Genomic DNA, 14,775 nt, shown 5'->3' with positions numbered 1-14,775 from the left:
GTCGAAGACCCAGGTCGTAGGTCCTCAGGCGGACCAGGGTCCGGCCAAAACTCGGTGGGCACTGTCAGTGCCGAACCGTAGGCTCGCCCCTGATGCCCACACAACGTGTAACACCCAAGGACCGTTCCGCCGTCCGGACGCTGCTTCGCCTGTGGCCGTACGTGCGGCCGGTGCGGACGCGGCTCTTCACGGCCGCGTTCATCGCGATCGTCGCGTCCTGCGTCGGCCTGGTGATCCCCCTCGTCCTGAAGTGGCTCGTGGACGGACCGGTGGCCGACCGGGACCCCGCGGGCGTATGGCTCGGGGCGCTGTACCTGCTTCTGCTCGGGATCGCCGAGGCGGTGCTGTTCGGGATACGGCGGTGGCTGGTGGCGCGGCCGCTGTCCTGGGTCGAGGCGGACATGCGGGCGGATCTGTACCGGCATCTGCAGCGGCTCCCGGTCGCCTTCCACGATCGCTGGGCCTCGGGCCAGCTGCTGTCGCGGGGCACGACGGATCTGATGCTGGTGCGTATGTTCCTTGCCTTCCCGCTGACCTTCTTGCTGGTCAACGGGGTGACGATCCTGATCGGCGTGATCATCATGCTGGTCCAGGACTGGACGCTCGGACTGGTCATCCTGGGACCGGGCATCCCGGTCGTGGTCATGTGCGCGATCTTCGAGCGGCGGTACGCGCTGGTGGCGCGGCGGGCGCAGGACCAGGTGGGCGATCTGACGACGGTGGTCGAGGAGAGCGTGCTCGGCATCCGGATCGTCAAGGGGTTCGGCCGCCACCGCAGCCAGGCGCGGGCGTTCGGCGAACTGTCGCGGACCCTGCGCGGTACGGAGCTGGAGAAGGCGCGGCTGCTCGCGTCGATCTGGGCGGTCATCGTCACCCTGCCGGAGGTGGCGATCGGGGCCGCGCTGGTGCTGGGCATCATCCAGGTGGCCAACGACGCGCTCTCCGCGGGGACCTTGGTGGCGTTCCTGTCCACGGCGCTCGCGCTGCGCTGGCCCGTCGACTCGATCGGGTTCCTGCTGGCGATGAGCCAGGAGGCGGCGACGGCGACGGAACGGTTCTTCGAAGTCATAGACGAGACGCCCGAGTCTGCACGGCCCGCGGCCCAGGACAGCCTGCCGCCGGAATCCGGGGACAGCGGGCTCCGGTTCCACGGCGTCCGGTTCCGGTACCCCGACGCCGCCGCCGACTCGCTCCCCGTTCTCGACCGCATCGACCTCCACATCCGCCCCGGCGAGACCATGGCACTCGTCGGTGCCACCGGCAGCGGGAAGACCACGCTCACCGCGCTCATTCCCCGGCTGCACGAGCTGACCTCAGGCCGTATCACGCTGGACGGCGAGGACATCACGGCCATGTCCCGCGACGACCTGCGGACGAGAGTGGCCGTCGCCTTCGAGGAGCCCACGCTCTTCTCCGCCACCGTCGGCGACAACGTTCTCATGGGCGCCCCGGGCACGGCCGGCGAGCAGGAGCTCGAGCGTGCCCTCGGCATCGCCCAGGCCGACTTCGCGTACGCCCTTCCGCAGGGCGCCCGCACCCAGGTCGGCGAGCAGGGCCTCAGCCTCTCCGGCGGCCAGCGGCAGCGTCTCGCGCTCGCCCGCGCGGTCGTCGGCAGCCCCCGCTTCCTGGTCCTCGACGACCCCCTGTCCGCCCTGGACGTGCACACGGAGGCCGCGGTGGAGGCGGCTCTGCGCCAGGTGCTGAGCGGGACGACCGCCCTGGTGGTGGCGCACCGCCCGTCCACGGTCCTGCTCGCCGACCGCGTCGCCCTCCTCTCCGGCGGCCGCATCGCCGCCGTCGGAACCCACCAGGAACTGCTGCGCACGAACGCCGAGTACGCCCATCTGATGTCCGGAGACTCCGGGAACAGCGAGGAGGCCAGATGACGGCGCCCTTCCCCAAGCTCTCACCTTCGTCCGAGCAGCGGAGACCCCGGTCGACCGCGCCGAACGGCGAGGAGAACGGGGACAGCGAGGACGCGACCGGCAAACGGCCCGACCCGCCGCCCGCGGCCTCCGACGACCCCTTCGACCGGGACGCCCTGCCCACGCTCCCCGGCGCCACGGCCGCGCTGCTGCGCTCGCTGCTCGCCCCGCTGAGGGCCCGGGTCGTGGTGACCTGCCTGCTGCTCCTGCTACAGCAGGCCGCGGTGCAGGTGGGCCCGCTGCTGGTGGCGTACGCCATCGACCGCGCCGTCCCGGCCTTCCGGCACCACGATCGCGGCCCGCTCATCGCGGTGGCCGTGGCCTATCTGCTGTCCGCCCTGGCCGGCGGCGGGCTCCAGTACGTGTTCATTCGCGCCTCGGCCCGCGTCAACCAGGATGTGCTGCTCGAGCTGCGCGGCCGGATCTTCAAGCACGCCCAGGCACTGAGCGTCGACTTCCACGAGCGCTACACCTCGGGCCGGCTGATCTCCCGCTCCACGACGGACGTCGAGTCGCTGCGCGAACTGCTCGCCGAGGGCCTTCAGGAACTCGTCACGGTGATCCTGTCGTTCGTCTACATCTCGGCGATGCTGCTGTGGCTGGACCTCGGCCTCGGAGCGGTCGCGGTGGCGTCCTTCGTGCCGCTGTACGGGCTGGTGCGGATCTACCAGCGCCGGTCGGGCCGCATCTTCCGCCGCCGGTCCACCGCGATCGCCGCGGTCATCGTGAAGTTCGCGGAGACGATGAACGGCATCCGGCCGGTGCGCGCGTTCCGCCGCGAGGCGGCCAACGACGCCGACTTCGCCGTCCTCAACGAGCGGCACGCGCGGACCAACGGCGACGCGCTCCTGGAGATGGCCCGGTATGTCGTCGGTTCCCGGCTGGTGGCCAACACCGCGGTGGCCGGGATCGTGCTGTGGGGCGCGTACCGGGTGGCGGAGGGCTCGCTGGCGCTGGGCGTGCTGGCGGCCGCGGTGCTCTACCTGCGGCGCCTGTACGACCCGATCGACCGGCTCGGGATGTTCCTCAACGCCTATCAGTCGGCGGCGGCCTCACTGGAGAAGATCGCGGGGCTGCTGGCGCAGACCCCTTCGGTCCCCGAGCCGTCCACCCCGGTGCGGCTGCCCGCACGGGAGGGCGAGCACCCGGGCCGCACGGTCGTCTTCGAGGACGTCCGGTTCGCGTACCGCACGGGCGGCGAGGTGCTGCCGCGGTTCTCGCTGACCCTGCCCGCCGGGCAGACGGTCGCGGTGGTCGGCGCGACGGGCGCCGGCAAGTCGACGCTCGCCAAACTGCTCGCCCGCTTCTACGACCCCACCGACGGCCGGGTCCTGCTGGACGGAGTGGACCTGCGCGACCTCGCCCTGTCCGAGCTGCGGCGCGGTGTCGTGATGGTGACCCAGGAGGCGTTCCTGTTCTCCGGCACGGTCGCCGACAACATCGCGATCGGCCGTCCAGACGCGAGCCGCGAGGAGATCGAGCAGGCGGCGAAGGCGATCGGCGCGCACGATTTCATCAGCGCGCTGCCCGAGGGCTACGACACCGACGTGCGCAAGCGCGGCGGCCGGATCTCGGCGGGGCAGCGGCAACTCGTCGCGTTCGCCCGGGCGTTGCTCGCGGACCCGGCCGTCCTGATCCTCGACGAGGCGACCAGCTCCCTGGACATCCCCGGGGAACGGGCCGTGCAGCGGGCGATGGAGACGGTGCTGCGCGGCCGCACGGCCGTCGTGATCGCCCACCGGCTGTCGACGGTGGAGATCGCGGACCGCGTCCTGGTCATGGAGGACGGCCGCATCGTCGAGGACGACAGCCCGGCCGAACTGATCGCGGGCACCGGCCGGTTCGCGGATCTGCACCGGGCGTGGCGGGACAGTCTGGCCTGAGCGGACGTGGTGCGGTCTTGCGGACAGAGTCGTGCAGACGTGCTCCGTACCGTCCGGCATGGGGCGGCACGGAGCACGGGCGGGTCCTCGGTCTTCGCTTCGCTCACCGCGGGCCCGGTCAGCCACCGAGGGCGTGGACCTCGTTCATGATCGTGCGCATCTGCGGTGCCGACTTCTGGGCGTAGTCACCGCCGGTGTATCCCCACCAGTCCCAGCAGCCCTGGGGGTTGAGGCGCAGCAGGCTGATGTCGGTCTGCGGGTACAGGATCACCAGGTGGTTGGTGTCCGCGTACTCGTTGAGGTGGGACTCACGGGCGAAGCGGTCGCCGACGAACGTGTTGTCGCTGAGGCAGCCGTGCAGGGCGACGACCAGCTTGCACGCCTCGCCCGCCGCGCAGGAGGCGGGCGTGTAGAGGTAGCCCGAGCTCGCCAGGGTGTACCACTGGGTCCAGCCGCCGGGGGTGTAGCGGTCCTGGTCGTACTCGCTGAACGTGCCGGTCTGGGTGGCGGCGGCCGGGTTGACGTTGCGGTCGCCGAGCCAGTGCCGGAGTATCTCGCCCTGCGGGTCGTCCCCGCAGTTGATGAGGAACGGGTAGAAGGTCCACCGCACGGGAGGGATTGCGCCGCCGGTCCTTGCTGTTGGGACTGGATCTGGAGCGCGAGCACGTGGTCCTGGTGTCCCGCGGCGAGGACCGCGGCGGGCGGCGCCGGGTCACGGACGCGGCCGGTGCCTACGCCACCCGGCTCGGGGCGTCGCGGGCGAGTACGGCGGCAGCACCGTCGTCGTCCTGCCCGGCGCCGGGGAGCCGGGCGGCGCCGCCCGCGCCCTGGCGGGGGCTCTGGCCGCCGGGTCCGGGCGTCCGGTCACCGTGGGCGGGGAGTCCGCGACGCCCGGGGCGGCGGCGATCGTCGAGGCGCACCGCGACGCGGTCCGGCTGCGTCGACGTCCTGCTCGCCCTCGACCGGGCCGGCGAGGGAGCGTCCCGCGACGACCTCGGCATCCTGCTCGGTCAGGCGGGGCGTGAGGAACTCGCCCGTTTCGTCCGCCGCACCATCGGCCCGCTGCTCGACCACCACGAGACCCGCGGCAGCGCCCTGGTGCGCACCGGGCTCACATACTTCGCCCGCGACGGCAGCCTCACCCGTACCGCCACGGGGCTCTACATCCACGTCAACACCCTCTATCAGCGCATCGACGGGATCTCGGCACTGCTCGGCCCGCAATGGCGCCACGGCGACCGGGCGCTGCACGTGCATCTGGCCCTGAAGACCCACCTGGCCTCCGCCTGAACCGGCCCCGCAACACGAACAGTTCGTATACCGAACACGACCTCCCGGCCAACGAACGATTCCGGACAAGTTCTTGACGCGCTCCTGACAGGAAGCGGCGTCCTCTGGCACGCTTCCCACGGCCGCTTCACAGCAACCCCACAGTTTTCCCGCTGTGCGGTGGCCCGTCACCTTCATGCACCTGGTTCCGCGTTCCGCCTGTTCTGCCCGGACGGCTGACTTCCGTCCGGTCTCTCCTGGCCGCGCGATCCGCGGCCATGCAGAAGGAGTCAGTGTGAGCAGCAGTCCCTCTCGCAGACGCACCTCCCACACCCCCGCGCGGCGCGCCGCAGCCGTCGCCCTCGTCGGCGTGTCCGCCCTGCTGGCCGCCGCCGTCCAGTCGGGCGCCGCGAACGCCGCCCCGACCGGCCCCGCCGCCGGCAAGGCCGACCCCGCGCACATGGCCCTGAAGCTCTCCCCCTCGCAGCGCGCCGAGCTGATCCGCGACGCCGACGCGGCGAAGGCGGACACCGCCCGGGCGATAGGCCTCGGGGCGCAGGAGAAGCTGACCGTCCGTGACGTGGTCAAGGACGGCGACGGCACCCTGCACACGCGCTACGAGCGCACCTACGCGGGCCTTCCGGTCCTCGGCGGCGATCTGGTCGTGGACACGGCCACGTCCGGCGCGACCGAGCGGGTCGTCAAGGCCACGACGGCCACCATCAAGGTCGCCTCGCTCACGCCGGCCGTCAGCGCCGCCAAGGCCGAGAAGCAGGCGCTGTCCGCCGCACGGGCGGCGGGCTCGGCGAGGACGGATGCCGACCACGCGCCCCGCAAGGTGATCTGGGCGGCGAGCGGCAAGCCGGTCCTGGCGTACGAGACGGTGATCGGCGGGTTCCAGGACGACGGGAGCCCGAACGAACTGCACGTCATCAGCGACGCGGCCACCGGCAAGGAGCTCTTCCGGTACCAGGGCATCAAGAACGGCATCGGCAACACCCAGTACAGCGGCCAGGTCACCCTGACCACCACGCAGTCGGGTTCGACGTACACGCTGAACGACGGCTCGCGCGGCGGCCACAAGACGTACAACCTCAACCGCGGCACGTCCGGCACCGGCACGCTGTTCTCGCAGTCGAACGACACCTGGGGCAACGGCACCACGTCGAACGCCGCGACCGCAGGCGCAGACGCGCACTACGGCGCCGCGACCACCTGGGACTTCTACAAGAGCACCTTCGGTCGCAGCGGCATCAGGAACGACGGCAAGGCCGCCTACTCCCGGGTGCACTACGGCAACTCGTACGTGAACGCGTTCTGGGACGACAGCTGCTTCTGCATGACCTACGGCGACGGCTCGGCCAACGCGGACCCGCTGACGGCTCTGGATGTGGCGGGCCACGAGATGAGCCACGGTGTCACCTCCAACACCGCGGGCCTGAACTACTCGGGTGAGTCCGGCGGCCTGAACGAGGCCACCTCGGACATCTTCGGCACCGGCGTGGAGTTCTACGCCAACAACGCCTCCGACCCCGGTGACTACCTCATCGGCGAGAAGATCGACATCAACGGCGACGGCACCCCGCTGCGCTACATGGACAAGCCCAGCAAGGACGGCGCGTCCAAGGACAGCTGGTACTCGGGGATCGGGTCGATCGACGTCCACTACTCGTCGGGCCCCGCGAACCACTTCTTCTACCTGCTCAGCGAGGGCAGCGGAGCCAAGGTCATCAACGGCGTCAGCTACAACTCGCCGACGGCGGACGGCCTCCCGGTCACCGGTATCGGCCGCGACAAGGCGCTGCAGATCTGGTACCGGGCACTCACCACCAAGTTCACCTCGACCACCAACTACGCGGCGGCGCGCACCGGGACGCTCGCAGCGGCGGGCGAGCTGTACGGCACCACCAGCGCCGAGTACAAGGCGGTGCAGGACGCGTGGGCGGCCGTCGCGGTCGGATCCCGCTCCGGCGGGGGCGGCGGTGGCGGGACCTCGTACGAGAACACGACCCCGCTGTCCATTCCGGACAACGGGCCCGCGGTCACCTCGTCGATCGACGTGTCCGGCAGGACCGGAAACGCGCCGAGCAACCTCCAGGTGACCGTGGACATCACCCACACCTGGCGGGGTGACCTGGTGATCGATCTGGTGGGTCCCTCGGGCGCCTCGTACCGCCTGAAGAACTTCAGCTCCTCCGACTCGGCGGACAACGTGAACGCCACCTACACCGTCAACGCCTCGTCCGAAACGGCCAACGGAACCTGGAAGTTGAAGGTCCAGGACCAGGCGAGGCTGGACACCGGCAAGCTGAACAGCTGGAAGCTCACCTTCCCGTAGACCTCACGGGGAAGTGGCATGGACAGGGCGCCGTCCCGGGGTCACGACACCCCGGGGCGGCGCCCGTTCACGTTCCCGCAACGTTCACTCGGCTGTGTTTTTTCAGCCAACATCATGTCGGGGTCCTGACATGTACGCGACTTGAGTGTCACTCTTCCACCGCACGGCTCACCCGCACCGCAACTTCATTCCGTCCGTGCGGCCACCCCACGCCGCATGAGCGCCCCCACAGAAGGAGCTTGCGTGACTCCCCTCTACGCGCGTCACAAGCGCACCACTCTCGCCGTCGCCACCGCCGTCGCCGCCGGGGCCCTGCTCACCACGGGCCTGAGCACGGGTGCCGCCTCCGCCCAGGTCCCCGCCTCCCCGGCCGGCACAAGCGCCAAGCCGCTCGCCGCCGCCCCGCTCGCGCTGTCCGCGGCCGCGCGTACCTCCCTCATCAAGGAGGCCCAGGCCGGCGCGTCCGAGACGGCCCGGAAGATAGGCCTGGGCGTCAAGGAGCAGCTGGTCGTCAAGGACGTCGTGAAGGACGCCGACGGAACCGTCCACACCCGCTACGAGCGCACCTACGCGGGTCTGCCGGTCCTCGGCGGCGACCTCGTCGTCCATGAGTCCGGGTCCGGCAGGACCGAGGGCGTGACCCGGGCGAACAAGGCGGCCATCAAGGTGGCCTCGCTCAAGCCGCAGATCACCGCGGCCAAGGCCGAGAAGCAGGCCGTGACGGCCGCGCGGTCGGTGGGCTCGGCGAGGACGGCCGCCGACGCCGCGCCGCGCAAGGTCGTCTGGGCCGGCTCGGGCACTCCGGTCCTCGCGTACGAGACGGTCGTCGGCGGACTCCAGGACGACGGCACCCCGAACCAGCTGCACGTCATCACGGACGCCGCCACCGGCAAGAAGCTGTTCGAGTACCAGGGCATCGAGACCGGCACCGGCAAGAGCCTGTACTCGGGCACAGTCAGCCTGAACACCACCCTGTCGGGCTCGTCCTACCAGCTGAACGACACCACGCGCGGCGGCCACAAGACGTACAACAAGGCGCACGGCACCAGCTCCTCCGCGGGCACCCTGTTCACGGACGCCGACGACACCTGGGGCACCGGTTCGGCCTCCAGCTCCACCACCGACCAGACCGCGGCCGTCGACGCCGCCTACGGCGCTCAGGTGACCTGGGACTTCTACAAGAACACCTTCGGCCGCAGCGGCATCAAGAACGACGGCAAGGCCGCCTACTCCCGGGTGCACTACGGCAACCAGTACGTGAACGCGTTCTGGGACGACAGCTGCTTCTGCATGACCTACGGTGACGGGTCCGGGAACACGCACCCGCTGACCTCATTGGACGTGGCCGGCCACGAGATGAGCCACGGCGTCACCTCCAACACCGCGGGCCTGAACTACTCCGGCGAGTCCGGCGGCCTGAACGAGGCCACCTCGGACATCTTCGGCACCGGCGTGGAGTTCTACGCCAACAACGCCTCCGACCCCGGTGACTACCTCATCGGCGAGAAGATCGACATCAACGGCGACGGCACCCCGCTGCGCTACATGGACAAGCCCAGCAAGGACGGCGGCTCCGCCGACTCCTGGTCCTCGTCCGTCGGCAACCTCGACGTGCACTACTCGTCCGGTGTCGCCAACCACTTCTTCTACCTCCTCTCGGAGGGCAGCGGCGCCAAGACCATCAACGGGGTCAGCTACAACTCCCCGACGTCCAACGGCTCCACCGTCACCGGCATCGGCCGCGCCAAGGCGCTGCAGATCTGGTACAAGGCGCTGACGACGTACTTCACGTCGACGACCAACTACAAGTCCGCCCGCACAGGCACCCTCTCCGCGGCGGCCGCCCTCTACGGCTCCGGCAGCGCGGAGTACAACGCGGTGGCGGCGGCCTGGTCCGCAGTCAACGTGAGCTAGTACGCACAGAGCGACACAGCGGCCCCCGGCGCGAAGGCAGCGCAGGGGGCCGCCCTACGCTGGGGTCTCATGTCACTGGCGGACTTCACCTATGAGGATGTCGGCGCGACCCGCGAGCCCGGTCACTGCCCCGACGGCTTCCGCGCCTTGCACGTCCGCACGCGGATCGGCGAGGGCCAGGAGGTCTTCGACCGGGCGTCCGAGGCCCTCCTCGGCTGGGAGATGCACCGGTCGCTGGGCGTCGGCGTCCAGGTCGACGCGGAGCGGGCGGCACCGGGCGTGGACGTCACCGTCACCCTGGCCGGCGTGATCAAGGCCCCGTGCCGGGTGGTCTGGACGGTGGAGGAACACCGCCGCACGGGCTGGGCCTACGGCACGCTGCCGGGCCACCCCGAGTGTGGCGAGGAGGCGTTCGTCGTGGACCGCACCGGAGACGGCACGGTCTGGCTGACGGTCATGGGCTTCAGCCGCCCGGCCAAGTGGTACGCGAAGGCAGGCGGCCCGGCGGCCCGAGGATTCCAGCAGGCATACGCGCGACGCTGCGGAGCGGCAATGCGCCGGCTGTGCGAGCCGCACTCCCCCGTCTGAGGCATCCTGCACCGCCCGTTTCACCGAAGCGCTCAGTGCAGGAGCGTCACGATGAGCATCGCCGTCCAGGACGCCGCGACCAGAGCCGGCAGCAGAACCATCACCAACCCGGTCGGCGACTGTTTGAGCCACTCGTTGCCCGCGGCCTCGGCTTCCCTTCCTACGATCCGCTGCCCCCCGTGCCAGGCCAGCACCTCCTCCAGCTCCATCGCGGAGTGCTTGCGGGCGCTGAGGTAGCGTCGGCCGAATCGCAGCATCTGCGCGAAGGCGATTGCGGAACCGAGGCCGATGACGCAGATGACCACCGCGAGGCTCCGTACGTCCTGCGCCAAGCCGGAGTCCTTGTCGGCGCCGAACGTGAACCCGAGCGCCGCGGCGAGACCGGCGGTGATGTAGAAGAAGTTGTTCAGCTTCTGCCAGTTGGTGTTGTCCTCGTGTTTGTACAAGTCGACGGCGACCGCGTACTGGGCCTGCAGCAGTGCCTCCTTCGGCTTGCGCGCCACCCAGACCATCCGCTGAATGCCGTCGGGCGGGGTGAGCCGGGTCAGCTCGTCGAAACCGAGTTTGCGGTGGAATCCGACGGACGCCTCGTTGTAGGGCACACAGACGACCGCCGCGATCACCGGGCTCGTCGTCCACTGCTCCAGCACATGGTGGTAGAGCCCGGAGGCGATGCCAGAGCGGGCCACGGAGCGGGCGACGCACACCTGTTTGATGACGAGGAACGCACCGAGCGTGCATTTGATCCGGTGGTTGAGCCATTCGTCGGGCTCGATGCGCTCGTCGCTGTAGGCCAGCACGAAACCGAGCACTTGGCCGCCCTTCACGGCCACCCAGAAGTGCTCGGCCGTGGTGAGCCGGTTCCGATAGTCGTCGATGGTGTAGCGGGACACCAGGAATCCGTCGCGTCCTGCGCGTCCGGGGTCGGTAGTGTCCAGGCGCCAGGACTCGGCCAACGCGAGGATCTCCTCGAGATGCTCCTCCCGCGCCCGCACGATCTCGGTGCTGCCGGCCACTGCCGTGCTCATGTCCACGCCCCCCAGTTGTCCACTGTGGATTTTGGACACAACTTATCTGTTCCGTATGAGGAGTTGGGGGGCTTGTCCACGCCATTTACAGGCGGCGGCCGGCACGCGTCCTCACCGCATCAGCACCCCTGCGGCCTCGGCCAGCTCCTCCGCCGGTACCGCCACCAGGCCCAGCTCCGCGCCCGACGCGAGCAACCGGTGGGCCGGAAGGATCCGGACCGTACAGCCGAATGGACCCGTCCGATCCAGTGACAGCGGACCCTCGTACACCCAGCGGCCGTCCGTGTCCGGGGCGTCCGCCGGTTTCAGGGCCGTCGCCGTCGCGTCCTCGAGGCGGTCGTCCGTGTCGACGCGCCCCGAGACCGCCTGGACCTCCACGTCGTCGGGCCCCAGGTCGCCGAGACCGACCCGGACCCGCAGCGAGAGCGTCGTGCCCAGTTCCGCCGTCGCCGTCGCGGCCGAGGTCTCCACATGGCCGACCGTCACACCCGGCCAGGCCGCCCGGACCCGCGCCTTCCAGCCCGCCAGCTCCCGGGCCGCGTCCGCCGTCATCGCCCGGTGCGCATGGGCCGCCGGGGTGTACAGGCGCTCCACGTACTCGCGCACCATCCGCCCGGCGAGCACCTTCGGCCCCAGGTTCATGAGGGTCTGGCGGACCATCTCGATCCAGCGGTCCGGCAGCCCGCCCCGGCCCCGCTCGTAGAAGCGCGGCGCCACCCGCTGCTCCAGCAGGTCGTACAGCGCCGCCGCCTCCAGGTCGTCGCGCCGGTCCTCGTCCGTTCCCACGCCGTCGGCGGTGGGGATCGCCCAGCCGAAGTCCGGCTGGTACCACTCGTCCCACCAGCCGTCCAGGACGGAGAGGTTGAGGCAGCCGTTGAGCGCCGCCTTCATACCGCTCGTCCCGCAGGCCTCCAGCGGGCGCAGGGGGTTGTTCAGCCACACGTCACAGCCGGGGTAGAGCTTCTGCGCCATCGCCATGCCGTAGTCGGGCAGGAAGACGATGCGGTGACGCACGCGGGGGTCGTCCGCGAACCGGACCAGCTCCTGGATCAGCCGCTTTCCGCCGTCGTCCGCCGGATGCGCCTTGCCGGCCACCACGATCTGGACAGGGCGCTCCGGATGCAGCAGCAGCTCCATCAGCCGGTCCCGGTCGCGCAGCATCAGCGTCAGGCGCTTGTACGACGGCACCCGGCGGGCGAAGCCGATCGTCAGCACGTCGGGGTCCAGGACTCCGTCGATCCAGCCGAGTTCGGCCGTCCCGGCGCCGCGCTGCCGCCAGGAGGCGTACAGCCGCTCCCGCACTTCCAGCACCAGTTGCTCGCGCAGCACCCGGCGCAGGTCCCAGATCTCCTGGCCGGCGATCTCCGCGATCGCGTCCCAGCGTTCGGAACCGCCCACCGTCATGGCGTCCTCGGTGCGTTCGGCGCCGATCTGCCGCGCCCCGAGCCGGAACACCTCCGGCGCCACCCAGGTCGGCGCGTGCACCCCGTTGGTCACGGACGTGATCGGCACCTCGTCCGCGTCGAATCCCGGCCAGAGGCCCGAGAACATCTGGCGGCTGACATTGCCGTGCAGCAGGGAGACGCCGTTGGCGCGCTGGCCCAGCCTCAGGCCCATCACGGCCATGTTGAACAGGTTCGGCTCGCCGCCCGGGTACGTCTCCATCCCGAGCCGCAGGATCCGCCCCACCTCGATCCGCTCGAGCTCCGCGCCGGGTCCGAAGTGCCGGGCCACCAGTTCCCGGTCGAAGCGGTCAATGCCGGCCGGGACGGGTGTGTGGGTGGTGAAGACCGTCCCTGCCCGCACCGCCTCCAGGGCCGAGTCGAAGTCGAGGCCGGCGTCGGACAGCTCGGCGATCCGCTCCAGGCCGAGGAAGCCGGCGTGGCCCTCGTTGGTGTGGAAGACCTCGGGCTCGGGGTGCCCGGTCAGCCGGCAGTACGTGCGCACCGCGCGTACCCCGCCGATGCCCAGCAGCATCTCCTGGAGCAGCCGGTGCTCGCTGCCGCCGCCGTACAGCCGGTCGGTGACGCCCCGCTCGCCGAGGGCGTTCTCCTCCACATCCGAGTCGAGCATCAGCAGCGGTACCCGGCCCACCTGTGCGAGCCAGATACGGGCCTGCAGCCGTCGGCCGCCGGGCAGGCCGAGGGAGACCTGGGCAGGGGTGCCGTCGAGCTCGCGCAGGGGCACGACGGGCAGTTCGTTCGGGTCGAGCACCGGATAGTGCTCCTGCTGCCAGCCGTCCCGCGAGAGGGTCTGCCGGAAGTAGCCGTGCCGGTAGAGCAGTCCGACGCCGATCAGCGGCACGCCGAGGTCGCTGGCCGCCTTCAGATGGTCGCCGGCGAGGATGCCGAGGCCGCCGGAGTACTGGGGCAGCGCCGCCGTGATGCCGAACTCGGGCGAGAAGTAGGCGACGGCGGCGGGGAGGTCGGAGTCGGACGCACGGGACTGGTACCAGCGGTCGCCGGTCACATAGTCGGCCAGATCGTCGGTGGCCGCGGCGAGACGCCGCAGGAAGCGACGGTCCTCGGCGAGCTCCGCGAGCCGGGCGGGAGGCACGCTCCCCAGCAGCCGCACCGGGTCGCCGCCGGAGGACGCCCATCGCTCGGGGTCGACGGACTGGAAGAGGTCACGGGTCTCCGCATGCCACGACCAGCGCAGATTGCGCGCCAGATCGCTCAGCGGGTGAAGGGCTTCGGGGAGGACGGGACGTACGGTGAACCTGCGGATGGCCTTCACGAGTTCCACCTTCACGGGGGACGTACGCGGAGTGTCACCCCCGACGGTACGCCGCGCGGCAAGGGCGCGTTTCGCTTCCCGAGGGGTTCGCAGGCAGCCGCGGTCGCGGTGAACGGACCCCGGCAGCGGCGCTCCGGAACCCCGATCGGGCCCGAACGGCCCGGTCCTCGCGCGCCGGACGGGTCGCGATCGCCCGGCCGCTCCCCCTCGCCCGCTCCTGCGCGAGCAGTCCAAAAAAACAACGCAACCTTTACATGCCGAGGAGGGCTGATATGACCGGTTCCGCCCTCCCGGTCGACGGGTGGCCTCGCGCCGGACGAAAGCCCTCCCACGGGCGTACCGGCCGCGCCGGGAAGCCCCGATCCAGGTGAACTTCGGCCCGACGGTGCCGAGTCGTCGATGACGACTGCGCACGTCGCGGACGCCTTCGCGCTCCGTCCCGCCGGCCGGCACCGGGTTTCCCCGGCGCTGGTGAGCCGGGCGCTCGTGAGCGTGCGGTCTCCGGCACGGTCAAGGGCACCGGCGCCGGATCACCGAACAGGCCGACGCAAGTGGACAATCCTTGACTGCGGCCGACCGGGCACGCGTAAACAAGAATTAACCGGACACGCGTAACGTTGCAGGCCTCGCCCCTCCAGCAGGCGGGACCGGACATTTTCTCGCTGTTACGGATGCGGCCGGTCTTGAAGGTAGACATACGCGTGAGTAGTTAAGAAAGTGCCGGAATGCCCACCCCCGCAGGGTGGAAGGCTCCTCCGGTACCTCGCCTTCCGACACCCTCATCCGCCACCGACGTTGACGCGGACAGGAGCGGTCATGCCCCCGACGCACCACTCGCCGGCAGCCCCGGCAACCGGCTCATCCTCGACACAGCAGACCGACACCGTGCCCCCCGCTCCGCGGACACCCGCCGCGGGCCCGGGTCCCACCCTCAACCCGCAAGCCGGTCCCGTTGTGGGACGGATCCCCGTACTGGACGTACGCCCCCTCGTCCTCCAGGGCCGCCGTCCGGCGAAGGCGGTGGTGGGCGAGGAGTTCGAGATCTCCGCGACGGTCTTCCGCGAGGGCCACGACGCCGTCGCCGCCAATGTCGT

General features: G+C 70.6%; 10 protein-coding genes. 7 read left to right on the top strand and 3 right to left on the bottom strand.

Annotated features, from left to right (window positions below):
* Positions 1-92: 92 nt before the first annotated feature.
* Positions 93-1,886 (top strand): ABC transporter ATP-binding protein, encoded by a 1,794-nt coding sequence (locus tag ACWDA7_RS18915; protein ID WP_450605399.1) that lies wholly within the window; start codon positions 93-95, stop codon positions 1,884-1,886.
* On the top strand, positions 1,883-3,808 hold the full coding sequence (locus ACWDA7_RS18910) for an ABC transporter ATP-binding protein (RefSeq protein ID WP_450605398.1): 1,926 nt from the start codon (positions 1,883-1,885) through the stop codon (positions 3,806-3,808). Before ACWDA7_RS18915 ends, ACWDA7_RS18910 begins: the two co-directional genes overlap by 4 nt.
* A 118-nt stretch (positions 3,809-3,926) precedes the next feature.
* Here ACWDA7_RS18910 and ACWDA7_RS18905 read toward each other — a convergent pair whose 3' ends face one another.
* Positions 3,927-4,418 (bottom strand): PHB depolymerase family esterase, encoded by a 492-nt coding sequence (locus ACWDA7_RS18905; protein ID WP_450605397.1) that lies wholly within the window; start codon positions 4,416-4,418, stop codon positions 3,927-3,929.
* Between the two features lie 23 nt (positions 4,419-4,441).
* Between ACWDA7_RS18905 and ACWDA7_RS18900 the strand changes: the two genes are divergently transcribed.
* The 4 genes from ACWDA7_RS18900 to ACWDA7_RS18885 all read left to right on the top strand — a co-directional run bounded on the left by ACWDA7_RS18900 (position 4,442) and on the right by ACWDA7_RS18885 (position 9,917).
* Complete coding sequence (locus ACWDA7_RS18900) at positions 4,442-5,098, top strand: PucR family transcriptional regulator (protein WP_450605396.1); 657 nt, start codon at positions 4,442-4,444, stop codon at positions 5,096-5,098.
* Positions 5,099-5,372: 274 nt separating this feature from the next.
* A complete protein-coding gene (locus ACWDA7_RS18895) occupies positions 5,373-7,415 on the top strand; it encodes a M4 family metallopeptidase (protein WP_450605395.1) in 2,043 nt (680 codons plus the stop codon).
* 243 nt (positions 7,416-7,658) lie between these two features.
* A complete protein-coding gene (locus ACWDA7_RS18890) occupies positions 7,659-9,329 on the top strand; it encodes a M4 family metallopeptidase (protein WP_450605394.1) in 1,671 nt (556 codons plus the stop codon).
* Positions 9,330-9,398: 69 nt separating this feature from the next.
* Entirely contained in the window at positions 9,399-9,917 is a 519-nt protein-coding gene (locus tag ACWDA7_RS18885; RefSeq protein WP_450605393.1) for a DUF1990 domain-containing protein, read from the top strand.
* Between the two features lie 32 nt (positions 9,918-9,949).
* Here the strand turns inward: ACWDA7_RS18885 and ACWDA7_RS18880 are convergent, their stop codons facing one another.
* Both ACWDA7_RS18880 and ACWDA7_RS18875 read right to left on the bottom strand, forming a co-directional pair.
* Positions 9,950-10,945, bottom strand: coding sequence for a GNAT family N-acetyltransferase (locus tag ACWDA7_RS18880; protein WP_450605392.1), 996 nt, complete (start codon positions 10,943-10,945; stop codon positions 9,950-9,952).
* A 111-nt stretch (positions 10,946-11,056) separates the two neighbouring features.
* The gene (locus tag ACWDA7_RS18875) at positions 11,057-13,681 is read right to left on the bottom strand and encodes a glycosyltransferase family 1 protein (protein WP_450605391.1); all 2,625 of its coding nucleotides are present in this window, start codon (positions 13,679-13,681) and stop codon (positions 11,057-11,059) included.
* 816 nt (positions 13,682-14,497) lie between these two features.
* Between ACWDA7_RS18875 and ACWDA7_RS18870 the strand changes: the two genes are divergently transcribed.
* The coding region (locus tag ACWDA7_RS18870; protein WP_450605390.1) for a maltotransferase domain-containing protein at positions 14,498-14,775 on the top strand (278 nt) is incomplete at its 3' end.

It is taken from the genome of Streptomyces sp. NPDC001156 (genome assembly GCF_053598275.1).
Note: the sequence above shows the minus strand (reverse complement) of the source record. Positions and strands in the feature narration are given on the sequence as shown.

Coding starts and splice junctions, on each gene's coding strand:
- ACWDA7_RS18915 (WP_450605399.1), top strand. CDS start 93: ATGCCCACACAACGTGTAACACCCAAGGACCGTTCCGCCGTCCGGACG.
- ACWDA7_RS18910 (WP_450605398.1), top strand. CDS start 1,883: ATGACGGCGCCCTTCCCCAAGCTCTCACCTTCGTCCGAGCAGCGGAGA.
- ACWDA7_RS18885 (WP_450605393.1), top strand. CDS start 9,399: ATGTCACTGGCGGACTTCACCTATGAGGATGTCGGCGCGACCCGCGAG.
- ACWDA7_RS18880 (WP_450605392.1), bottom strand. CDS start 10,945: ATGAGCACGGCAGTGGCCGGCAGCACCGAGATCGTGCGGGCGCGGGAG.